Raw genomic sequence first — 23,415 nt, forward strand, 5'->3', positions numbered from 1 at the left:
ACAAACAACAAACCTAACCAACAATTTATGAAGAAATTTTACTTACTCCTTCTAATTGCGCTCAGTTGTCATTCCCTTTATGCGCAAACCATCCGCTATGTTACGGCTGGTGGCACTGGCAATGGTACAAGCTGGGGCAGCGCTTCCGGCGATTTGCAACTGATGATAGATGAGCTGGCTGCACTTGATGAAGCGACGTCCCCTAATCGTCAGGTTTGGGTAAGTGCGGGTACTTATCTTCCAACTCGCCGAGCAGATGCTACGGGAACAATTACACCTAATGATCGACGTAATTCGTTTGTGATGAGAGCTGGCGTCAAAATTTATGGAGGTTTCGCGGTAGGTCAAACTTCAATAGTTGCCCGAGATTTTGCTGTAAATCCGTCAATATTAAGCGGTAACATAGGCAGTACAGCTATTGACACTGACAATACTTATCACGTGGTGATTGGCGCAAATGATATGACTGGAGCAGCTTTGGATGGTTTTACCATTACTAAAGGTTACGCAACAGGCACGGGTGTTAATAGCACAGCACCTAATAATGCGGTTGTGGTAACCGTAAATACACGTAGCATTCCTAGCTCTAGAGCTGCAGGGATCATTCTATATTATGCTAACAATGCTACATTTTCTAATCTAAAGATAGAAGATAACTATAACAGCTCGTCAGATCAAAGTTCTGGTGCCGTATATCTTTTCTATAGTGGCTCTCTTTCGTTTACTAATGTCGAATTTAAAAATAATACCTGTGCTGCCAATAATGGTGGGGCGATATACAGTTTTGGGTCAACCACATTAGGTATTGTTAGTGCCACATTTAAAAATGTTTCTTTCGTGCAAAATGAAGCAGGTGCAGCAGGTGGTGCCATTTATGCTTCTAATTTGAGCAAGTTGAATTTTTTTAACTGTAGATTTATTGGTAATAGTTCTACGGGTAATGGCGGTGCCGTATTTTCTTTTGGTTCTACAACCGCAGGAGAACAAAATGAGATTAAGATATTAAACTCCGTATTCTCGGGTAATGAGTCAAACGGTACCTTAGGGGGAAGCGCCTTTTTCAATTCATCAGGTTCTATACTTTCTATTTCAAATGCTACTTTTTACGCAAATGATGTAAAAGCAGGAACAGGTGGAGGTGCCTTACATTTGGCCAATTCTGCTTCATCAAGCGTTAAATTATACAACAGCATTTTTAATTCAAATACTACTGTAGCTGGAAATGGCGATATCTTTAGAAATACTGTTACATTAAGTATGAAAAATACACTTAGTCAGGTGTACGGTACTAATGGTGTTGATGGAAATATTGTAAATCCTTCACCAACTTCGTTATTTGCTAGTATTGTTTCAACAGATCCAAACTTTCTAAACTTGATAGAAGGAGCTGCGACAGAAAAAGGTAGCCAAGTTTTGTATAACGAAATAGGTGATGTGACCACAGATACTGATTTGGCTGGAAATCTTCGTCTAAAACATAGTGAAATTGACTTAGGAGCGTATGAATATCAGGGAACTTTACCTGTTAGCTTACTTTCTTATAACGCGGTAAAAAATGGTTCAACCTCTTTGTTAACTTGGAAAACAGCTAGTGAGCAAAACAACCGAAAATTTGTGATCGAGAGAGGAACCTCAGCAAGTAATCTTACTTTTTTTAAAGAAGTTGCCGGTGCTGGAAATAGTGCTACCGCACTAAGCTATTCGGTAACTGATTTTGCGCCTTTAGCAGGTACTAACTATTACCGCCTAACACAATACGATTACAATGGTACGCCTACAATTTTAGGAGTTGGAGCTGTAACCTTCGAATTAGCCCAAGAAAAAAATACCGTATATCCTAATCCTGCCAAAGCATATATTTGGGTAGATCCGTCTTCATCAAATGAGGTCAATTCTCTAAATCTAATATCTTTGACAGGAAAAACCTTATTAACCAATAACTACGCTCAAACGGGTACAAAAGGAAGTGTAAAGTTCGACCTGGCTAATATCCCAGCCGGCACTTACATTTTGTGGATCAATAAAGGCAAACCCAATGCAGAAAAGCAGAAATTATTGGTTGTGAAATAAATTAACGACAATAATTGTAAACATGAACAATCAAGCGCATCAGATGACACAAGGAGCAAATAACAGATTAAATGAACTTTTCCAAAAGTATGTAGATAAAAGCATTACAGAAGAAGAGTATGTAGAACTGTTTGCTTACATCAATAATCCAGAAACAAAGGAACAAGTACTAACCTTTATGGATGAACATAATAAAAAAGTTCAATCTGATGCTTTGGTACATGAAATAGATTGGGATGGTATGTACGCTAACATCACTGGCCCAAAAAAGTCGGATGGTCGTAAGCGATTCCCTTTTTGGAAATATGCTGCGGCCGCAGCTCTATTCGTGCTAGGAAGCTTTTCACTTTACTACGTTAGCCAGAAGGGCATAGTAAAAAAAGCACCCTTAGCCTATCATAATGATGTTTTGCCTGGCGGCAATAAAGCGATTTTAACCCTCGCAGATGGTTCAACCATTACCTTGGATAATAGCACTGGTGGAAAATTAGCTACACAAGGTGATATTTCTATCGAGAAAGACGCCAAAGGACAAATCGTTTATTTGGTAAAAGGTAGTAGCAAAGAGGAGACTCAAAAAATCAACACTTTGGCAACTCCGGCAGGAGGGAAGTTTAGCGTGGTGTTGTCTGATGGTAGTAAGGTATGGCTTAACGCTTCATCATCGATTAAATTCCCTGTAGCTTTTGATAAGGATGCCCGCAAGGTAGAAATTAAGGGCGAAGCTTATTTTGAAATTGAGAAAGATCAAAAAAGACCATTTTATGTGGTGAATGGCAGTGCCGAAATCAAAGTATTGGGCACTCACTTCAATGTGATGGCCTATCCAGATGAATATCGCTCGGAACTTACCTTATTGGAAGGGTCTGTGCAATTTAGTAAAAGCGGTCACTCGGAGTTACTAAGCCCAGGAAAGCAAATTTTATATACTGAAAGAAGTGAGGATACCAAACAACGTTTGGCCAATGTCGAAGAAGTAATGGCCTGGAAAAATGATCTGTTTGTATTTAATAACACCAATATCGATGAAATCATGAAAGAACTAATGCGCTGGTATAACGTCAAGGTTGAATACGAGGGCGAAAAGCCAGACATTTCTTTTACTGGGGTAATTCCAAGAAATGCGAATGTTTCAAAGGTATTAAAAGCACTTGAATTAACTGGAGATGTAGTTTTTGGAGTAGAAAACAATGTAATTACTTGCCAAAAGAAAATGACAAAGTAGAAATAATCAGGGCAAAAGAGCTTTTCCCGGCGGCAACCGAGAAAAGCAGTGGGCCAAACAAATAATAAACTAGAACGAACACTATTTATTCAAATCCCTTATATACAAATGTATGAAAGAAAAAATACATTGTAGATTGTCGTGCGCTATTTTTAGCAGCGATTTTTCGACCAAACAAAAACAACTATTTAAAAAAGCCTTACTGGTTATGAGAATCATTGCCGTAATTGTATTTGTTTTTAGCTTGCATGTAAGTGCCAAAACCCTAGGGCAAAACGTAAGTATTAAAAAACAAAACATCACCTTAAAAGAAGTATTTAAGGAGCTAAGGTCGCAAACGGGCTACTACTTTATTTACAACAGTAAAGAAGTGTCTGACGACAAGAAAGTCTCTGCAAATTTTTCCAATACACCTATTGACGTAGTATTGAGCTCGGTATTGAAAGGAATGTCGTTAAGTTATACCATTGACGATAAAATCATCTCTTTGAAACCAACGATACTGAGTCACGAAACTACATCCGCCGGAACTACTGTGCAACAGGACCGTATCATCACCGGTAACATTACAGATGCTGAAGATGGGATTCCCTTATTAGGTGTTTCCATAAGAGTTAAAGGTTCTGCCGTTGGGACAATGACCAACGGGGAAGGAAATTTTTCAATTAATGTAAAAGCCAATGATAAAGTTTTAGTGTTAAGTTACATCGGTTATGTAACCAAAGAAATTACTTTAACAGCACTTAATAAATACCAAGTTGCCTTAGCCAAAGATAGTAAGCAGTTAGATGAAGTCGTTATCGCGTTTGGAACCACCACAAGAAATGAACTTACCAATTCTGTAACTAAAATTTCGGCAAAAGATATTGAGCAAAGGCCAATCAGTAACCTTAATTCAGCCATTGTAGGTGCTTCTCCAGGGGTGCAAACTACTGCAGGGAGTGGTCAACCTGGTGAAGGACCAGACCTTCGTATTAGGGGATTTGGTTCTGTAACAGGAGATAATGCCCCACTTTATATTTTGGATGGTGCGCCATACGAAGGAGTAATCAGCAATATCAATCCTGAAGATATTGATAATATTTCTATCCTAAAAGATGCTTCGGCTACTGCCCTGTATGGTTCTAGAGCAGCTAATGGTGTGGTGTTAATTACCACTAAAAGAGGAATAAATAACGGAAAAAGTAACATTACGGCGAAACTTACCCACGCATTCTCGGAAAGAGGGCTTCCTAATTACGAGACTTTAGATGCCTATCAATATTTTCCTGTGGTTTGGGAAGCCTTAAAAAATGGAACTTCAGGTAGTGCAGCTAGTGCTACTAACGATTTGAAAAATTACGTGGGATGGAATCCTTTCAATGTAGCAGATGATGAGATTGTATTACAAAATGGTTTAATCAATCCCAAAGCCAAATTACTTTATCCGGACGATGTGCGATTTAGGAACGAATTAGAGAGGGTAGGAATGAGAACCGATTTGTCACTTTCTTTAAGTGGCGGTGCAGGTAAAACCGATCATTATGTGTCTTTAAATTATTTAGATGAAAATGGTTATGTAATTGGTTCAGATTTTAAACGCTTTTCAGGTAGATTAAGGGTTAATTCTAGCCCAATGAGTTGGTTGAAGTTTGGCTTGAACTTGTTTGGAACTTACACTAAATCAGATCAGGCGAATGAAAGTAGCGGAATTAATGAAAATCCATTTTATATTGATCTTATTCTGGCTCCAATTTATCCAGTTTTCAAACATGACGCGGTTACAGGTGCTTATATTTTGGATGGAAATGGGAATAAAATTTATGATCCTGGAGATTACAGACCTCTTTTCACTGGAAGAAACGTGGTTTACGAAACATTATATAATGTAAACCAGGTAAGAAGAAATTCATTAAATGGGGTAACCAATGTAGAGGCTAATTTTTGGAAGGATTTCAAGTTTACTTCCACCTTTAGCTTTAACCTTGGAAATTATCGCAGCAACGTGTACGACAACAGTGTAATGGGCGATGCAGTGGGCGTGGGAAGAACCACCAGAACCAATACCTTAACTACCTATTTGAACTTTAATCAGCTTTTGACTTGGAGCAAAACCATTGATAAACATAAAATTAGCGTGTTAGTTGGTCACGAAAACTACTTGAACTATTACGATTACCTTTCAGGTTCTCGACGTAGTGAAGGAGTTTCTGGATTACCAGTGTTGGACAATATGACTACTACTACCGCTTTGAGTTCTTATGATAGAGATTATAAAACCGAAGGTTACCTTTCTAAAATAGACTATAGCTACAAAGGCCGTTACCTATTCTCCGGATCATTCAGAAGAGATGGTTCCTCAAGATTCTCTCCAAAAAGTAGAAGGGGTAATTTTTGGTCGGTGAGTGGCGCCTATAATATCGACAGGGAGCCTTTCTTCAAAGTGAAATGGGTAAATGCGCTTAAAATCAGAGCTTCTTATGGCGAGGTGGGTAACGACCGTACGGGCAGTTACTTTACTTATCAACGTCTATATGATTTAGGTTATAATAATGGAACTGAGCCTGGGGCCTTACTTACTCAAGCAGGAAATCAAAACTTGGTTTGGGAATCCAATCAAAATGCCGACGTAGCAGTTGAGTTTTCGGTGCTTAATAACAGGTTTGGAGGTACAGTCGAAGCCTTCCGCCGTCAGTCAAGTAACCTATTGTTTGCTGTAACTTTACCTCTAACTTCTGGTTTGCTTACCTACAACGATAATTTTGGAAGCATGCGTAATGAAGGGATAGAAGTACAACTTAATGGTGTGCCAATTAAAACCAAAGGTTTTAAATGGAATGTTGACGTGAACTGGAGCACCTTTAGGAATAAAATTCTTTCGCTGCCATCATCTTATGAAGGAAGAGTTAGTGGGACTAAAAAATATGAAACAGGTAAATCGCTATACGAATTTTGGTTAAGAGATTGGGTAGCCGTAGATCCACAAACAGGTAGCAATTTATATGTACCTGTTGATAAAACAGTATCACCGGCAACTTACAACGGCCAAACTTATACTACGTCTATTAGCAATGCGGCTTATTATTATGCAGGTAGTGCTATTCCTGATTTCTTTGGTAGTATCAATAATACATTTACTTATAAAAGCTGGTCATTGCAAGCATTGATGATCTATCAAGTGGGAGGGTACACCTTTGATAATGACTACCGCTCTTTAATGTTTAGAGGAGGAACCACCACCAACGGTAGGGCGTTACATGTAGATATGTTGAAACGTTGGCAAAAACCAGGTGACATCACCGATATCCCTGCTTTAAGTACTGCAACTACCATTTCAGATACGGATCGTTGGCTAACAAAATCAGATTACCTGAATTTACGTACGGTTTCAGTCACTTACAATTTTCCTAAAAAGCTATTGAGTAGGTTAAAACTTACCAATGTTAAAGCTTACGTAAATGGCGAAAATTTATTTATTACTTCCGCGAGAAAGGGGATGGACCCAACGCAAACCTATACTGGGGATGCCGAGTATACCTATGCGCCTTCTCGTATTGTAAGCTTTGGTCTTAACATCACATTATAGAATTTGTCAATAATGAAAAGATATTTATCAGTTTTAACAGTCCTTATCTTTTTGCTCACTTTAGGCTCGTGCAAAAAGAGTTATTTAGATACCACGCCATCTGATCAGATAGATGCAGCTAAAATCTTCGATAACATCAACAACGTAAAAGTTGCACTTAATGGGATTTACCGTGCCACTTACATGCAATATTCAGATCAGGAGCAAGATGGTCATCCTGCTATAATGATTGTGATGGATTTCATGGGTGAAGACATTGTACATACGGCTACCGGTACCGTATATTTTAGGGGTGCCTACCGATGGACAGACCATCGTTCGGAATTGAATGATTTGCCTTATTTTTCTTATAGGCTTTATTACCGCATCATTGCCAATGCTAATATTCTATTAGAAGGTATTGATAAGGTTCCAGATGCTACAGAAGCTCAAAAAAATGTAATTAAAGGAGAGTGTTTGGCCTTAAGAGGTTGGGCACATTTCATGTTGGTGCAGCTTTTTGGGATGAGATATGATAAAACAACACTATCTGATATACAGTCTCCAAATACCACCTCAGCTAGAGTACAGTTGGGAGTGCCGGTAGTTACCAAATATTCCTTAGATCCACAACCTAGGAATACCGTAGAAGAGGTATACATACAAGTTAACAAAGATCTGGATCAGGCAATTGCTTTATTGGACGGGGCGCCGCCAAGAGGATTATATAGAACTCATATTGATAAAAGTGTGGCCCAGGGAATTAAAGCCCGTGTAGCTTTGACCCAACAAAACTGGACTGATGCCGCTTATTATGCACAAGAAGCATTAAAAGGATATCCATTGATGTCGAACTCGGCATATTTAGATGGATTTAGTGACATGAAAAACTCTGAGTGGATGTGGGGAGCACATCAATTGCCAGAGCAACTGCCTTCTTATGGTTCTTTCTTTGCCTATATGTCTTCTAACTTTAACTCCTCACATACCAGGTCAAACCCTAAAAAAATCAGTATTTCTCTTTATAATTCTTTAGCCAATACAGACATTAGGAAAAAATTATTCTGCGATAATATTAATGATTACGTTAATTTTCCAGGAGTGATAGATGCTTCTACAGGACAGCCAGTAACTTCCCAAACTAGAGCGCTTTATATGCAGAAAAAGTTTGTAGTATCTGATCCTGCGGTAAGTGCGGGCGATATTCCTTATATGCGTGTAGCGGAAATGTATCTGATTGCTGCCGAAGCAAAAGCAAAACTTGGTTTTATTAATGAGGCTGCAGACATTATCGATGTTTTGGCCAAGAATAGAGATCCCAACTATACACGCCCAGACAATATCTCGGATATTGGAAATGACAACAATGGCTTGATCATGATGCAGAGAAGAATTGAACTATGGGGCGAAGGCTTCCGATTCCTGGATCTTAAGAGATTAAAATTGTCCTTGGATAGGAGTGGAACTGGCTCAACAACAACATTGGCTAATGTGGGTGTTACTACACCTATAAATGCGGACAATGTACGTTGGCAGTTTTTAATTCCAAGACGTGAAATGCAAGCCAATCCATACATGAAACAAAATCCTTAAAACCGCTAAATAATTTAGTCAAATATGTTTTTAACAGGGGGAGTAAAATGCTCCTCCTCGTTATTTCAGCACCTAACCTCTGTCTTATATTACCTCTGAAAATCACTAATGATTAACCTTAAAATGAGGAAAATGAAAAAAATAGGACTTTTATTATTAATCTTTTTGGCGCTGTTAGCCATTAATATTTTTGCGACCCCATCATTAGGTAAATCAAAAAAACAAACTGATACTGCCAACTTTAAACTCGATGTATCCTATAAAGTAGAAGAAGGAGCAAAAGTGCCAGAAGGTTTTGCAGATACCATCAAAAAAGCACAGTTCTTATTGGAAAAAGTTTTCAACTCAAATGAATTCAAAAATGCCTTGTTTAAGCAAAGTTATAATGATTCTGCTTATAGCAAATCAAAGAAAGCTTGCTTTTTAACTGTTTACGATGAAAAAACTGGTCGTATCACTGGAGAGACTGTTTATCAAAACCTATTGAAGGAAAAGGAAGTAAAACTCCTCATCAATATTAGAAACAATGGCGATAAAAAAGGAACCATGGGAGCCTCTTATGCCTGCAATCATCAATTTACTACTTATGATTATTGGCTACAGGAAAAGGGAGAATTAGCACGAAGACTAGCCCGCCATATTGCACATGAATTTACACACATTAGAGGCTACAGGCACGATAATAAGGTGCCTAAACCATTTAAATGGGGTAGAAATATCAAAGAAGACCCTGCCTATGGCATCGGAAATATTGTGGGAGAGATTTTAGCGACTTGGGGTAAGAAATCACTTATTTAATCAAAGCTTAAAACAAATGAAAAAGATCAGTTTACTATATATTGGTATGTGTTTGTTCATCCTATCCTGTAAAAAGAGCAAGCATGTCAACGGCGAAAAGGAACCATCTGGAACAGTTAGCTATCAGCCCAATACTACGGTTTACGGTTCCAACAACTATGTAAAATTTATCGTCGGAGATCTGAAATCACCAATTATTTTGGCTTCGCCCCACGATGGAACCATTATTCCCGATAATTGGCCACTAAGAGATCACCCCGATGCAGTAACCGTTAGAGATTTATATGTATCTGCGTTGACCACTGAAATTGCCGATGCTTTGTATAGAAAAACAGGCTTACACCCACATGTCATCATTAACGACGTAGCAAGGTCCAGAATGGAACCCAATAGAGCATTAGAAGAAGCTTATCATAAAACAGAAGCCGCAAACCAGCTTTGGAGACAATATCATGCTTTCTTAAAAGGCGCACAGGATATGGTACAAAAAAATGTAGGCAAGGGCTTATTTTTGGATATGCATGGACATGGCCATAGCATTCCTCGGATCGAAGTAGGTTATATTGTATCTAAAACTAATCTAAATGGGACAGATGCTGGGCTGAATAGTTTAGCTTCTACTTCGAGCATTTACCATCTTTCAACCATTTCAGCATATCCTTTCTCGCAATTGATTAGGGGAGATTATGCTTTTGGAACCCTCCTAGAAAATGAAGGGATTAGGGCGGTACCTAGTAAACAAGATCCAAAACCCAATTCCGATGACTATTTTAATGGAGGTTATTGTACCTTAGCCTATGGTTCTAAAAATGGAGGAGCAGTTTCAGCCATACAATTAGAAACACACGGCCCCAATTTAAGGAACAACCCAACTGAGCGCAAAGCATCAGGAACTAAAATTGCGGATGCTATTATTAAATACATGCAGAGTCATTACGGATTATTTTTAGACAAATGAAATTGAAAATCGCTTACCCATGCTATATGAGTGCAATGTTTTTGTTGGCATTACAGAGCTGTTCTGTAAAAAAAGCTACAGTAAACCAAAGCACAATGGTGAATTCGTCGTTGATTAAAATTAAACTTCAAGAAAAAAAGGTATTTAATTTTCAAAACGAAGGAATAAGCTTCAGTAACGATTTTCCGTCGGCAAGGCTTAATCAATTGAGCAAAGTGAACGATAGCACCTTTAATATTACCATAGCACCTGAAAACAAACCCATCAATCAAAGCCCTTGGTTTGCATTTAAGGTTTGGTCCAAAGGACAAAAAAATATTTATGTCAACCTGTTATACCCGGAGAATAAACATCGATATCAGCCAAAAATAAGTTCAGACGGAGTGCAATGGGAAACCTTGAACGAAGTTAAATTGAGTGAAGAAAAAAACCAAGCATCCTTCAAATTGGCCTTATCAAAAGACACTTTATTGGTAGCTGCGCAGGAGATAATTGCTTCAAATCAATCCTATCAGTGGATGGACCAACTGGCAAGAAAATACTCCCTCGACAAAAAGGTGATTGGTTATAGTATTGGAGGCAAACCAATCATAGCGCTAAATTCTAAGAAAAGCGATGGAAAGAAAATCGTAGTGATACTTAGTCGCCAACATCCGCCTGAAATTTCTGGCTATTTTGCTATGGTCCAATTCGTAGAAACACTCTTGGGAAATACTCGACTTGCAGAGGACTTTATCAAAAAATATGAACTGGTAATCATTCCAATGATTAATCCAGACGGAGTGGATGAAGGCAATTGGCGACACAGTTTTGCTGGAGTGGATTTAAATAGAGATTGGATTGATTTTAAACAGCCAGAAACCAGAGCGGTGAGGGACTATTTGCTAACTAAGGTAAAAAAACAAGATGCCAAAGTCTATTTTGCTTTAGACTTCCATTCTACCTACAACGATGTGCTATACACCAATGAAGACAGAGCCGATACTAATCAACCAGGTTTGACCAACGCTTGGGTGAAAGGGCTGCATGATTTCGAGGGAGCGAACAAAACCGTCGTCAAACCGTCGGGAAATGGAGGGAATGTTTCCAAAGCCTGGTTGGGTAAAGTTTTAAATGCGGAAGCCCTGACCTACGAAGTAGGAGACAATACGCCACGTGCATATATTAAGCAAAAAGCAACCAAAGTGGCAGAAGTGCTTATGATGGAATTACAAAAGTAAGTGATAAATTAGTAATAGAAACTAACGCCTGTTGTTCAGCTCTTCCAATTTATTGCGTTCATCCTGAAGCTCCCTCGCTAATTTACGTTCCTTTTCTACGGCTTTCGATTTGTAAGCTTGGTATTCATCTGAAATTTCGTTGTATAATTGCGAACGATGTTTAGCTTCGCTGATACTTTTTCCAGAACGAGCAACAACGATGATTAATGCAATCACTAAAACCCCTATGATGCTCCAAACAATAATGTTGTAAGTACCCTTATCAAAAGAGATACCTAAAAATTTAATCTCGTTTAATTTATTGGTATTCTCATTTATTGAAGCATCTTTCCCGGAAATTTCAGTCTTTAAATAATTAACTGTCTTTCCCTGTTCGGTAAGTTTTTGTTGAAGACTTTTTCTTTCAGCCCGCTCTTTTCTCAACGTATCGCTCACATTTTTCCAAAGCTGGTCTAGCCTATATTTTGCTACCATCTTATAACCATCGGGCGAAGTTCTGGTACGAGATAGCATAAATTGATATTGTCCATTTAAACTTGGGTCGGTATTTTTAATTGAATCGCGTTCCCAGGCACCCGTTCTAACGGTATTGGCAATCGGTTTTTGAACGGTGGTAGGTGTTTGGGTTTGGGCAAAAACATTACCAAAACAAAAGGTAAAAGATAAAATGCTAGTGATAGAAAGTAAGGTTTGTCTCATAATCTAGTAAATATCGTTTATACTAAAACAGTATAATTAGATAAATATTATAGCCAATCAGCTTGGCATGTTTCGTTAATTTCGCTCAAGTTAGGATGTTTAATCAAGAAATCAATTGATTCGGGTCATTTTTTTTATGATCATGCGATGATAAATTTGTAGCATGCACATAGGAATAATAGGTTTAGGCGATATGGGCAAATTATATGCACTAGCGTTTACCAAAGCCGGATATGAAGTTTGTGGAACTGATGTGCCCCAACGGTTGAAAGAACTTCAACAAGAGCTTTTATCTCTAAACATAGAAGTTTTAGCAGATGGTCACGAAGTTTCTAGGAAATCAGATTTTATAATCTATGCCGTAGAAGCGGAAAAAATTGACGAGGTGGTAGCTTTATTTGCTAAGTCTACTAAATATGGAGCCATTGTCGGGGGACAAACTTCCGTAAAACATCCCGAAATCGCTGCCTTTGAAAAACACTTGCCAACAGATGCACATATTGTGACCAGTCATTCGTTGCATGGCCCAGGTTTTAATACAGAAGGACAAACACTGGTGGTTATTCGTCACAGAGCTACAAATGAAGTTTATCAAAAGGCTTTAAAAGTTTATGAAGCGTTAGGCTCCAACATCATTGAAATGGATAGTTATCGATTACATGATAAAATAGTGGCCGACACACAAGCAGTAACACATATGGGTTTTGAAAGTATGGGCTCTGCATGGAAAAATGCGGGCTTTTATCCTTGGGATAATCCAGTTTATGCCGGCGGAATTGATAATATTAAAATATTGACCACGCTTCGAATCTTTAGTTACAAATCGCATATTTACGCTGGACTGGCCATTTTAAATCCTTATGCGCAAGCCCAGGTAAGGGAATATGCCAAAACGGAAAGTGACCTATTTGCTTTAATGATAGGAGAGAAAGAGACAGCTTTTAGAAATAAAATAAATGCTGCCAAAAGCTTTGTGTTTAGTGACCATGAAAAACCCATGTTATTGAACGCTGAAATGATGGGAGCCTTTAGCTTGGCAGATAAGACCCATCAAAGAAAGCCAAATTCGCACTTGAGCATTTTAAGTATGGTTTGTGCTTGGCATGCAATGAATGTTAATCCCTACGATAATTTGATTTGCCAAACACCGCCTTTCCGTTTGCGTTTAGGCATCGCCGAATATCTTTTTAAAAACGAAGAGCTACTAGAAGAAACTATATTGGCAGCCCTTTATGATAAGGACATGAGGAAGGACGACCTCGAATTTCATACGGCGGTACATGAATGGGCTTCCATAATCGGTTACGGAGATATGAAAGGCTATAAGGCACATTTCGAAGCCGCTAAATCTTTTTTTAGCAATAGGTTGTTAGCTGGAAGAGAGCTTAGTTCTGAAATGATCAAGCAATTGATGACCTGAGTTCATTAACGCAAGTTCAGGATTATGCTTTATGATTTTTCGTTATCTGCAGCCCTAGCATACCCTCTTCGTTTTACTAAAATCAGCCGGCCTCCCTATAATTTAAAAATGATGCTCCATGTTTCTATGTGGTTGTATTTTTTAACAACAATTTTCGAGTTTACAACCCTTAAAAGTTAAATGAACCACATAGGGACATACAAAGCATATATACAATGGTTTCAAGCGACAGGGCCGAAAATAGTAGGCGGAAAATGATTTTTTGAATTTAAAAGTCTGAATGTAATATGTAGAAAGTGTTTTTTCTAACCTACTTCAAGTTAGCTTGTAAACAGCGAAAACAATAGCTTAATAACTCTTTTTCGATTAACCAAACCAACAGTTTCGACGATTAACCTATAAAATCTAAGTATTCTATAGACATTCTTTTATTGCTTTTTTATTGCATAAAGCCAATGGAAGTGGTTTATATTTGCCGCCATGTCGGTATTAATTTTTACCATAATAGTACTTCTGGGAGCTTTTTTAGCAGGCTTTTTAGGTTCCTTGACCGGTCTTGGAGGTGGTGTTATCATTATCCCTCTATTGACTTTAGGGTTAGGGGTTGATATTCACTATGCTATTGGTGCTTCTATTATTTCGGTAATTGCCACTTCTACGGGTTCCGCTGCCGCCTACGTAAAAGAAGGACTGACCAATATGAGGATAGGCATGTTCCTTGAAATTGCCACTACCGTTGGAGCTATCTTAGGAGCGGTTATTGCGGTTTATTTGAATGCAGCTTATGTGGCCGTTATTTTTGGCTGTATCCTGATATTCTCCTCAATGATGACCTTGAAAAAGAAGGTAGACCATACAACTTTGGACTATAGCAGTAAAGGTGCTAAATTTTTCAAACTGAACGGTTCCTACCCAAATCAAGGAGTAGAAACACCTTATGCCGTGAAAAATGTAGCGGGTGGCTTTTTTATGATGCTGTTTGCAGGTACCTTGTCGGGTTTGTTGGGCATTGGTAGCGGTGCGTTAAAAGTAATTGCCATGGATAATATCATGCGTTTGCCCTTTAAAGTATCTACCACTACCAGCAATTTTATGATGGGGGTTACCGCTGCGGCAAGTGCAGTAGTTTATTTGCATCGTGGACAAATAGATCCAGGAATTGCTATGCCTGTTTGCATTGGTGTATTGATAGGGGCAACTGTTGGAGCAAAAGTATTGGTAAAGGCTAAAACCGATAAATTGAAAATTGTATTTGCAGTGGTAGTAACCATCTTGGCCATACAAATGATTTATAAAGGACTTTCTGGTGGATTCTAATAATGCAAGAGACAAAACAAATCACCGATAAAGACATTCAAACCCTTGTAGGTAACTTACTTCGGACCGGAGTCTATATTTCTATGGGCATCGTGATACTGGGTGGTATCATTTATCTTTTCGATCATGGACGTGAAAAAATCGACTATGCCGTATTCGATATCAATAAAGTATCACTTAAAACCGTGGCGGCAATTTTTGAAGAAGTAGTTACTTTTAAAGGAGTAGCAATTGTACAATTCGGACTTTTAATGTTGATTTTTACGCCAATTGCAAGAGTAATCATGGCGGTAGTCAGCTTCTTTATTGAAAAAGATTATCTCTATGTATTGATAGGTTTAATAGTCCTTTCTATTATCATGATCAGTTTGAGCGGAGGTTTTGCTCACTAGAATCAAATCAAATCTCAATAATGTTCTATTAACCAATTTATTAGGTTTTTTAAGTTTGATTTTCATCAAAAAATAACAGTCGAATCTATCGCTCAAAATCTGAGGACTGTTAAAGGTTAAATTTTTTTTAGCTAACTATTTGAAAATTAATAATTCTTGTCTATCTTTGCCGTCCCTTTGCGGGGATTGTATATCCACCTTGAACGAAGCCCTACTGCTTCGATGGGTGTTAACTTAATTAAAGAAATGTCAGGAATTATTGGAAAAAAAGTAGGAATGACCAGTATTTTCGATGCAGAAGGAAGAAACATTCCTTGTACTGTAATCGAGGCTGGGCCTTGTGTAGTTACACAAGTTAAAACCGAAGAAAAAGACGGTTATTCGTCAATCCAGTTGGGATTTGATGAAGCAAAAGAAAAAAACGTAACGCAACCTCTAAAAGGTCATTACGCTAAAGCGAACACAACTCCAAAACGTAAACTTGTTGAGTTCTCTGAGTTTGAAAATGCTTTAAACTTAGGTGACACAGTTACTGTAGACATCTTCAACGAAGGTGACTATGTTGATGTTGTGGGAACTTCAAAAGGTAAAGGTTTCCAAGGTGTTGTAAAACGTCATGGTTTTGCCGGTGTGGGTGGTCAAACTCACGGTCAGCATAACAGAATGCGTGCACCAGGTTCATTGGGAGCGTCTTCATGGCCTTCACGTGTATTCAAAGGAATGCGTATGGCTGGTAGAACAGGTGGTGATAGAGTGAAAGTTCAAAACTTACAAGTGTTGAAAGTTTACGCTGAGCAAAACCTAGTGGTAGTTAGTGGTTCCATTCCAGGAGCTAAAGGTTCTTACGTAATCTTAGATAAGTAAGCAAGATGGAAGTTAAAGTAGTAAACATTTCAGGAAAAGAGACAGGTGCCAAGGTGCAACTTCCTGAGTCGGTATTTGGTGTTACACCAAACGACCACGCGATTTATTTAGATGTAAAACAGTATTTGGCCAACCAACGTCAAGGTACTCACAAATCTAAGCAACGTAACGAAATTGCTGGTTCTACCCGTAAATTATACAAACAAAAAGGTACTGGTGGTGCACGTGCCGGAAGCATTAAATCGCCATTATTCAATGGTGGTGGCCGTGTTTTTGGTCCTCAACCTCGCGACTATAGTTTTAAATTGAACAAAAAACTAAAATCATTGGCTCGTAAATCAGCTTTAGCTTATAAAGCACAAGATAACAGCATCGTGGTTTTAGAAGACTTCAATTTTGATAGCATCAAAACTAAAAACTATGTGAACTTGGTAAGCGCACTAAACTTAGCAAACGAGAAAACTTTGTTAGTGTTACCAGAGCAAAACAACAATATTTATTTATCAAGCAGAAATATCCAGAAAACTAAAGTGATTACTGCTGGTGATTTAAACACATATGATGTGTTGAACGCTGGTAAACTTTTGTTAACTGCTAACTCGCTTAAAACATTGGAGGAGGCATTTGCCAAGTAATATGGAAATCTTACAAAGACCAATTTTAACCGAAAAAGCATCTGCATTGACTGAAAAAGCTAACCGTTTTACTTTCCAAGTAGATCACAGAGCTAACAAATTGCAGATTAAGAAAGCCATTGAGCAAATGTATGGTGTAACCATCGTAGCCCTAAACACAATGGTAGTACAAGGTAAGGCAAAAACCAGAAACACTAAAGCAGGTTTAGTAACTGGCCGTAGCCCTAAATACAAAAAAGCTATTGTTACATTGAAAGATGGCGAAACAATAGATTATTACGCGAATATTTAATATAAAAATTGAATAATTAATAACTATGGGCTTAAGAAAATTTAAACCAGTCACTCCGGGAACCCGTTTTAGGGTAGGCGCAAGCTTTACGGAGATTACAGCAACCAAGCCCGAAAAATCATTGGTTGTATCTTCTAAGAAATCGGGAGGACGTAACAATACAGGTAAAATGACAATGCGCTATATCGGCGGTGGTCATAAAAAATCTTACCGTTTAATTGACTTTAAACGTGATAAGTTTGATATCCCTGCAGTTGTAGCTACTATTGAGTACGATCCAAACCGTACCGCACGTATTGCATTATTAAACTATGCAGACGGCGAGAAGCGTTATATCATTGCACCAGAAGGGTTGCAAGTAGGACAAACAGTGCTTTCGGGTGATAAAGCTACTCCAGAAGTAGGTAATACTTTGAAATTAGCGAACATCCCTTTAGGTTCTATCATCCACAATTTAGAATTACACCCAGGTAAAGGTGCTCAATTAGCACGTAGCGCTGGATCTTATGCACAATTAGCAGCAAGAGACGGTAAATATGCTACCATCAAATTACCTTCAGGTGAAGTAAGATCTATCTTAGTTACTTGTCTTGCCACTATTGGTACAGTTTCTAACTCTGATCATGCAAACGAAGTGTTGGGTAAAGCAGGTCGCAGCCGTTGGGTTGGTCGTCGTCCTCGTACTCGTCCAGTAGCGATGAACCCTGTAGATCACCCAATGGGTGGTGGTGAGGGTAGATCATCTGGTGGTCACCCACGCTCAAGAAACGGTGTTTTAGCTAAAGGCTTCAAAACTCGTTCACTTAAGAAATACTCAAATCGTTTCATCATAGAGAAAAGGAAGAAATAATGGCTCGTTCAATTAAAAAAGGACCTTATATTGACCATAACGTAGAGAGAAAAGTAAACTCTATGAATGATTCAGGCAAAAGGACTGTAATCAAAACTTGGTCACGTAGATCAATGATCTCACCAGATTTCGTTGGTCACACATTTGCTGTGCACAACGGCAATAAATTTATACCAGTATACGTAACAGAAAACATGGTTGGCCACAAGCTAGGGGAGTTCGCTCCAACTAGAACCTTTAGAGGCCACTCTGAAAAGAAAAAATAATTAAAAGATGGAAGCAGTAGCGAAATTAAACAATTGCCCAACTTCACCGCGTAAGATGCGTTTAGTTGTGGATCTTATCAGAGGTGAGCGTGTTGAGAAAGCATTACAGATTTTGAAGTACACCAATAAAGAAGCTGCTATAAGAGTTGAAAAACTTTTATTGTCTGCCATCAACAATTGGGAGCAAAAAAACTCTGGTTCTCGCCCTGAAGAAAGCCAATTATTCGTTAAATCGATTATGGTTGACGGTGGTCGTCAATTAAAAAGATTGAGACCAGCACCTCAAGGCCGTGGTTATAGAATTCGTAAACGTTCAAACCACGTAACCCTTGTAGTAGATAGTAAAAACGTTGAAACTCAAACTAATTAACAGAAATGGGACAAAAAGCACATCCAATAGGTAACAGGTTAGGAATCATCAGAGGTTGGGATTCTAACTGGTTCGGTGGCAACAACTATGCTGATAAATTAGTTGAGGACGAAAAAATCAGAAAATACCTTTCAGCTCGTATTGCAAAGGGCGGTGTTTCTAAAGTAGTAATCGAGCGTACCTTAAAACGTATCACTGTTACTATTCACACAGCACGTCCAGGAATTGTAATCGGTAAAGCTGGCCAAGAAGTTGACAAGATCAAAGAAGAGTTGAAGAAATTGACTAAAAAGGAAATTCAAATCAACATTTTCGAGATCAAACGTCCAGAGCTTGATGCTCAATTGGTAGCAGAAGGTGTTGCAAAACAATTAGAAGCTAGGATTTCGTTCCGTAGAGCAATGAAATCATCAATCGCATCAACCATGAGAATGGGAGCAGAAGGTATCAAAATCATGACTTCTGGCCGTTTAGGTGGTGCTGAGATGGCTCGTACAGAACAGTACAAAGAAGGAAGAATTCCTTTGCATACTTTCCGTGCCGATATCGACTACGCTTTAGCAGAAGCTTTAACTACTTACGGTAAAATAGGTATTAAAGTATGGATCTGTAAAGGTGAAGTATACGGTAAACGTGATCTTTCTCCAAACATTGGCGCAGCAAACAACGCACCTGGTAAAGGTGGCAGACCAGAAGGTAACTTCGGCGGACGCGATGGCGGAAGAGATAACAGAGGCGGCGGCGACAGAAGGAATAACGACAAACGCGGTGGCGGTCGTCCTGGTCAAGGCGGAAGAGATAATAGAGGCGGTGGCAACAACAGAGGCCCACGCAAATAGTTAACAAATCGTTCAACGATAATATTTAAATAAAATGTTACAGCCAAAAAGAACCAAGTTCAGAAAGATGCAAAAAGGCAGGATGAAGGGTTTAGCAACTCGTGGTGCTGAGCTATCATTCGGATCTTTTGGTATCAAGTCTTTAGAAGCTACTTGGATCACAAGTCGCCAAATCGAGGCAGCACGTATCGCGGTAACTCGTTACATGAAACGTGAAGGTCAAGTTTGGATCAGAATTTTCCCGGACAAACCGGTAACGAAAAAACCAGCTGAGGTACGTATGGGTAAAGGTAAAGGTGCTCCTGAATACTGGGTAGCAGTAGTGAGACCGGGACGTATCCTTTTCGAAGCAGAAGGTGTGCCTATGGCAATTGCTAAAGAAGCATTAAGACTTGCTGCACAGAAATTACCTGTTCAAACCAAATTTGTAGTACGTAGAGATTACGTAGAAGCATAAAAAGAGAGATGGGATCAATGTTGTAAGTAACTTGTTATTATAACCGCTAGACCCATCATATAAAAAATAAGAAGATGAAAAACTCAGAAATCAAAGGGCTTTCTCAAGAAGAATTAGTAGCTAAGATTGCGGAAGAAAAACAAAACTTAACAAAGTTGAAGTTTGCGCATACCATTTCGGCTATCGAAAATCCTAACCGTATTACTGCGGCTAGAAAAACTATAGCCCGTTTAAACACTGAATTGTCTGCTGTTAAAAAAGCAGCAGTAGCTACAGAAACTAAATAATTTTTAGAGCCCAATGGAAAGAAATTTAAGAAAAACAAGAATCGGGTTGGTAGTAAGCAACAAAATGGATAAATCTGTTGTAGTTGCAGTGGAGCGTAAAGTGAAGCACCCAATCTATGGTAAGTTCGTGAAGAAAACTACCAAATTTATGGCTCATGACGAGAAAAACGAATGCGGTATCGGTGATACTGTAGAAATCATGGAAACTCGTCCATTGAGTAAAAACAAGAACTGGAGATTGGTACAAATTTTAGAAAAAGCTAAATAAGATGGTACAACAGGAATCAAGATTAAACGTAGCCGACAATAGCGGCGCAAAACAAGTATTGGTTATCCGTGTACTTGGTGGTACTGGCAAACGTTATGCATCAATTGGCGATAAAATTGTTGTAACAGTTAAAAGTGCTTTGCCTTCAGGCAATATCAAAAAAGGAACTGTTTCTAAAGCAGTAGTAGTTAGAACTAAAAAAGAAATCCGTCGTAAAGATGGTTCTTATATCCGTTTTGACGATAATGCAGCCGTATTGTTAAACAACCAAGACGAGCCTCGTGGCACACGTATCTTTGGCCCAGTAGCAAGAGAACTGCGTGAAAAACAATTCATGAAAATTGTATCATTAGCACCGGAGGTATTATAAAATGGGAAACAAAGTTAACAAACCGGCAAAATTAAAAATCCGTAAAGGCGACCTAGTAAAAGTTATTGCTGGCGACTCTAAAGGACAACAAGGTAAAGTACAAGAAGTACTTGTATCTCAAAACAGAGTGGTAGTAGAAGGTGTAAACCTTGTATCTAAACACACTAAGCCAAGTGCTGCTAGCCCAAATGGCGGTATAATTAAAAAAGAGGCTGCTCTTCATATTTCAAACGTTCAGTTGGTTGATCCAAAATCTGGTAAAACTACTCGTGTTGGCCGTAAATTAAATGCCGACGGAAAATTAGTTAGAGTTGCTAAAGTTTCAGGGGAGGAAATTAAATAATGGCATACGTACCAAGATTAAAAAGCAAATATAAAGAGGAAATTGTAGGTGCTCTTAAAGATAAGTTCAACTACAAAACTGTTATGCAGGTTCCTAAGTTGCAGAAAATTTCTATCAACCAAGGTGTTGGTCGTTACTCTGTAGCTGACAAGAAAATCATTGATAGCTCTATCCTTGAATTGTCTACCATCACTGGTCAACAAGCGGTTAGTGCTAAGTCTAAAAAAGATATCTCAAACTTTAAATTACGTAAAGGTATGCCAATTGGTGTACGTGTAACTTTACGTGATAACAACATGTATGAGTTCTTAGACAGATTGATTTCTGTGGCTTTGCCTCGTATCCGTGATTTCAAAGGTATCAACGATAAAGGATTTGATGGAAAAGGTAACTATACTTTAGGTGTTACTGAGCAAATCATTTTCCCAGAGATCAACATCGACAAAATCAACAAAATTTTAGGTATGGATATTACTTTCGTAACTACTGCTGGAACTGATGTTGAAGCGTTGGAACTTTTAAAACAATTTGGATTACCATTTAAAAATCAAAAAGCAGAACAATAATGGCAAAAGAAGGAGTAAAAGCTCGCGAAGTTAAACGCCAGAAAATGGTAGCTAAATATGCTGAGAAACGTGCAGCATTGAAAGCAGCCGGCGATTACGCAGCGTTAGATAAATTACCTAAAAACTCTTCGGCTGTGCGTTTACACAACCGTTGCAAGTTAACTGGCCGTCCTCGTGGTTACATGCGTACCTTCGGTATTTCAAGGGTAACTTTCCGTGAAATGGCTTTAGAAGGTAAGATACCGGGAGTTAGAAAAGCTAGCTGGTAATTATTTAAGTGATATAAGTTTTTGAGTTATAAGTTGTAAGTTGTATTTTTGCAGCCCTTACAGCTTATAGCTCATTAGCATATAGCTACAAAATAGAATATTAACCGATAGTAGGTCCAGAAGTCGGGTGACGCGTACGGAAACCACTATCACAATTCAATAATAATGAATACAGATCCAATAGCGGATTATCTTACAAGATTAAGAAATGCTATTAAAGCAAATCACAGAATCGTAGAAATTCCCGCTTCTAACCTTAAAAAGGAAATCACTAAAGTTCTTTTCGACAAAGGTTACATTGCAAACTACAAGTTTGAAGACACTAATGCTCAAGGAGTGATTAAAATTGCGTTAAAATATAATGCAATCACTAAAATCCCAGCTATCCGTACGTTAACCCGTATCAGCAAGCCAGGTTTGAGACAGTATGCAGGCGTTGAAAACATGCCAAGAGTATTAAATGGTTTAGGTATCGCAATCTTATCTACTTCTAAAGGTGTAATGACCGATAAAGAAGCAGCCAAATTGAACATTGGTGGTGAGGTATTGTGTCACGTTTATTAATAGGAGGATAACGCAATGTCAAGAATAGGAAAAGCCCCAATTAGCATCCCGGCTGGAGTAACCGTTACCGTTGATAACAACAATTTAGTAACCGTAAAAGGTCCTAAAGGAGAGTTAACCCAGTTAGTAGATAAAGATATCACTATCTCACAAGAAGAAGGTGTTTTAACCGTACAACGTCCAACAGATCAAAAAAGACACAGAGCCTTACACGGTTTGTATCGTTCATTGATCAATAACATGGTTGTAGGCGTAACACAAGGTTATAAATTAGAGCAAGAATTAGTAGGTGTTGGTTACCGTGCCTCAAATCAAGGTCAAACCTTAGATTTAGTATTAGGTTATTCTCACCACTACGTGTTCCAATTACCTCAAGAAATTAAAGTAACGACCACATCAGAAAAAGGTCAAACTCCTAAAATTATTTTAGAGAGCATCGACAAACAATTGATCGGTCAAGTAGCAGCGAAAATCCGTTCGTTACGTGCTCCAGAGCCTTACAAAGGTAAAGGTATCAAGTTTGTAGGTGAAGTGTTAAGAAGAAAAGCAGGTAAATCAGCTTCTAAAAAATAATTAAAATGGCAGGAAAAAAATTATCACGCAGAGAGCGTATTAAAAAAGGTATCAGAAAAAGACTTGCTGGCTCTGAAAACCGTCCACGTTTATCAGTTTATAGAAGCAATAAAGGTATTTATGCTCAAATCATTAACGATGAAACTGGTAAAACTATAGTTGCAGCATCATCTTTATCTAAAGATTTCAATGCTTCAGGAAACAAATCTGAGCAATCAGTAGCAGTAGGTAAATTAGTTGCCGAAAAAGCAATTGCAGCTGGTGTTAAAGAAGTTGTTTTCGACAGAAATGGTTACCTATACCATGGTCGTGTTAAATCGTTGGCAGAAGGTGCCCGCGAAGGTGGTCTAGTATTTTAATCATTAA

28 protein-coding genes are annotated in these 23,415 nt (G+C 38.4%); 27 read left to right on the forward strand and 1 reads right to left on the reverse strand.

Annotated elements, in window-relative coordinates:
- Window positions 1–27: 27 nt before the first annotated feature.
- From ABDV71_RS05410 to ABDV71_RS05440, 7 genes are all read left to right on the forward strand, one after another.
- Window positions 28–2,070, forward strand: a complete 2,043-nt coding sequence (locus ABDV71_RS05410) for a T9SS type A sorting domain-containing protein (RefSeq protein ID WP_343531403.1) — start codon at window positions 28–30, stop codon at window positions 2,068–2,070.
- A 22-nt stretch (window positions 2,071–2,092) separates the two neighbouring features.
- Window positions 2,093–3,295, forward strand: a complete 1,203-nt coding sequence (locus tag ABDV71_RS05415) for a FecR domain-containing protein (protein WP_343531404.1) — start codon at window positions 2,093–2,095, stop codon at window positions 3,293–3,295.
- Window positions 3,296–3,503: 208 nt separating this feature from the next.
- Window positions 3,504–6,860 carry a SusC/RagA family TonB-linked outer membrane protein gene (locus ABDV71_RS05420; RefSeq protein ID WP_343531405.1) on the forward strand — a complete coding sequence of 1,119 codons (3,357 nt, stop codon included), beginning with the start codon at window positions 3,504–3,506 and terminating at the stop codon, window positions 6,858–6,860.
- 12 nt (window positions 6,861–6,872) lie between these two features.
- Entirely contained in the window at window positions 6,873–8,432 is a 1,560-nt protein-coding gene (locus ABDV71_RS05425; protein WP_343531406.1) for a RagB/SusD family nutrient uptake outer membrane protein, read from the forward strand.
- A gap of 132 nt (window positions 8,433–8,564) precedes the next feature.
- Entirely contained in the window at window positions 8,565–9,230 is a 666-nt protein-coding gene (locus ABDV71_RS05430; protein WP_343531407.1) for a hypothetical protein, read from the forward strand.
- 16 nt (window positions 9,231–9,246) lie between these two features.
- Entirely contained in the window at window positions 9,247–10,188 is a 942-nt protein-coding gene (locus ABDV71_RS05435) for a hypothetical protein (protein WP_343531408.1), read from the forward strand.
- A 26-nt stretch (window positions 10,189–10,214) separates the two neighbouring features.
- A complete protein-coding gene (locus ABDV71_RS05440) occupies window positions 10,215–11,408 on the forward strand; it encodes a M14 family zinc carboxypeptidase (RefSeq protein WP_343531409.1) in 1,194 nt (397 codons plus the stop codon).
- Window positions 11,409–11,429: 21 nt separating this feature from the next.
- Here the strand turns inward: ABDV71_RS05440 and ABDV71_RS05445 are convergent, their stop codons facing one another.
- A complete protein-coding gene (locus tag ABDV71_RS05445; RefSeq protein WP_343531410.1) occupies window positions 11,430–12,107 on the reverse strand; it encodes a hypothetical protein in 678 nt (225 codons plus the stop codon).
- Between the two features lie 163 nt (window positions 12,108–12,270).
- Here ABDV71_RS05445 and ABDV71_RS05450 point away from each other — a divergent pair, with 163 nt between their 5' ends.
- The 20 genes from ABDV71_RS05450 (at window position 12,271) to rplR (ending at window position 23,408) form a co-directional block, all read left to right on the forward strand.
- Window positions 12,271–13,527 (forward strand): prephenate dehydrogenase, encoded by a 1,257-nt coding sequence (locus ABDV71_RS05450; protein WP_343531411.1) that lies wholly within the window; start codon window positions 12,271–12,273, stop codon window positions 13,525–13,527.
- A gap of 480 nt (window positions 13,528–14,007) precedes the next feature.
- Window positions 14,008–14,844 (forward strand): sulfite exporter TauE/SafE family protein, encoded by an 837-nt coding sequence (locus ABDV71_RS05455; RefSeq protein ID WP_343531412.1) that lies wholly within the window; start codon window positions 14,008–14,010, stop codon window positions 14,842–14,844.
- Between the two features lie 2 nt (window positions 14,845–14,846).
- Window positions 14,847–15,236, forward strand: a complete 390-nt coding sequence (locus ABDV71_RS05460) for a DUF1634 domain-containing protein (RefSeq protein WP_343531413.1) — start codon at window positions 14,847–14,849, stop codon at window positions 15,234–15,236.
- A 246-nt stretch (window positions 15,237–15,482) separates the two neighbouring features.
- Complete coding sequence (gene rplC, locus ABDV71_RS05465) at window positions 15,483–16,100, forward strand: 50S ribosomal protein L3 (protein ID WP_343531414.1); 618 nt, start codon at window positions 15,483–15,485, stop codon at window positions 16,098–16,100.
- A 5-nt stretch (window positions 16,101–16,105) separates the two neighbouring features.
- Entirely contained in the window at window positions 16,106–16,735 is a 630-nt protein-coding gene (gene rplD / locus ABDV71_RS05470; protein WP_343531415.1) for a 50S ribosomal protein L4, read from the forward strand.
- Between the two features lies 1 nt (window position 16,736).
- A complete protein-coding gene (gene rplW, locus ABDV71_RS05475) occupies window positions 16,737–17,027 on the forward strand; it encodes a 50S ribosomal protein L23 (protein ID WP_113661961.1) in 291 nt (96 codons plus the stop codon).
- 25 nt (window positions 17,028–17,052) lie between these two features.
- Window positions 17,053–17,877 carry a 50S ribosomal protein L2 gene (gene rplB / locus ABDV71_RS05480; protein ID WP_343531416.1) on the forward strand — a complete coding sequence of 275 codons (825 nt, stop codon included), beginning with the start codon at window positions 17,053–17,055 and terminating at the stop codon, window positions 17,875–17,877.
- Window positions 17,877–18,143, forward strand: a complete 267-nt coding sequence (gene rpsS / locus ABDV71_RS05485; RefSeq protein WP_113649308.1) for a 30S ribosomal protein S19 — start codon at window positions 17,877–17,879, stop codon at window positions 18,141–18,143. Before rplB ends, rpsS begins: the two co-directional genes overlap by 1 nt.
- Window positions 18,144–18,150: 7 nt before the next feature.
- Window positions 18,151–18,513: a 50S ribosomal protein L22 gene (rplV, locus tag ABDV71_RS05490; RefSeq protein ID WP_113649309.1), complete on the forward strand. Its 363-nt coding sequence runs from the start codon at window positions 18,151–18,153 to the stop codon at window positions 18,511–18,513.
- Between the two features lie 5 nt (window positions 18,514–18,518).
- Window positions 18,519–19,352, forward strand: a complete 834-nt coding sequence (gene rpsC, locus ABDV71_RS05495; RefSeq protein WP_113661959.1) for a 30S ribosomal protein S3 — start codon at window positions 18,519–18,521, stop codon at window positions 19,350–19,352.
- A 34-nt stretch (window positions 19,353–19,386) separates the two neighbouring features.
- Complete coding sequence (rplP, locus tag ABDV71_RS05500) at window positions 19,387–19,809, forward strand: 50S ribosomal protein L16 (RefSeq protein ID WP_113661958.1); 423 nt, start codon at window positions 19,387–19,389, stop codon at window positions 19,807–19,809.
- Between the two features lie 74 nt (window positions 19,810–19,883).
- A complete protein-coding gene (gene rpmC, locus ABDV71_RS05505; RefSeq protein ID WP_343531417.1) occupies window positions 19,884–20,096 on the forward strand; it encodes a 50S ribosomal protein L29 in 213 nt (70 codons plus the stop codon).
- A gap of 13 nt (window positions 20,097–20,109) precedes the next feature.
- Window positions 20,110–20,364 (forward strand): 30S ribosomal protein S17, encoded by a 255-nt coding sequence (gene rpsQ, locus ABDV71_RS05510; protein ID WP_113661956.1) that lies wholly within the window; start codon window positions 20,110–20,112, stop codon window positions 20,362–20,364.
- A 1-nt stretch (window position 20,365) separates the two neighbouring features.
- Entirely contained in the window at window positions 20,366–20,734 is a 369-nt protein-coding gene (gene rplN, locus ABDV71_RS05515) for a 50S ribosomal protein L14 (protein WP_113638058.1), read from the forward strand.
- Window position 20,735: 1 nt separating this feature from the next.
- A complete protein-coding gene (gene rplX, locus ABDV71_RS05520) occupies window positions 20,736–21,077 on the forward strand; it encodes a 50S ribosomal protein L24 (protein WP_343531418.1) in 342 nt (113 codons plus the stop codon).
- Complete coding sequence (gene rplE, locus ABDV71_RS05525) at window positions 21,077–21,643, forward strand: 50S ribosomal protein L5 (RefSeq protein WP_343531419.1); 567 nt, start codon at window positions 21,077–21,079, stop codon at window positions 21,641–21,643. The genes rplX and rplE overlap by 1 nt, the downstream gene beginning before the upstream one ends.
- Window positions 21,643–21,912, forward strand: coding sequence for a 30S ribosomal protein S14 (gene rpsN, locus ABDV71_RS05530; RefSeq protein ID WP_113661953.1), 270 nt, complete (start codon window positions 21,643–21,645; stop codon window positions 21,910–21,912). The genes rplE and rpsN overlap by 1 nt, the downstream gene beginning before the upstream one ends.
- Window positions 21,913–22,074: 162 nt before the next feature.
- Window positions 22,075–22,476 (forward strand): 30S ribosomal protein S8, encoded by a 402-nt coding sequence (gene rpsH / locus ABDV71_RS05535; protein WP_343531564.1) that lies wholly within the window; start codon window positions 22,075–22,077, stop codon window positions 22,474–22,476.
- A 15-nt stretch (window positions 22,477–22,491) separates the two neighbouring features.
- Window positions 22,492–23,049 carry a 50S ribosomal protein L6 gene (gene rplF, locus ABDV71_RS05540; RefSeq protein WP_343531420.1) on the forward strand — a complete coding sequence of 186 codons (558 nt, stop codon included), beginning with the start codon at window positions 22,492–22,494 and terminating at the stop codon, window positions 23,047–23,049.
- A 5-nt stretch (window positions 23,050–23,054) separates the two neighbouring features.
- Entirely contained in the window at window positions 23,055–23,408 is a 354-nt protein-coding gene (gene rplR / locus ABDV71_RS05545) for a 50S ribosomal protein L18 (protein ID WP_343531421.1), read from the forward strand.
- Window positions 23,409–23,415 lie beyond the last annotated feature (7 nt).

Source organism: Pedobacter sp. (assembly GCF_039594775.1).
In the GTDB taxonomy this organism is placed as follows: Bacteria; Bacteroidota; Bacteroidia; order Sphingobacteriales; family Sphingobacteriaceae; genus Pedobacter.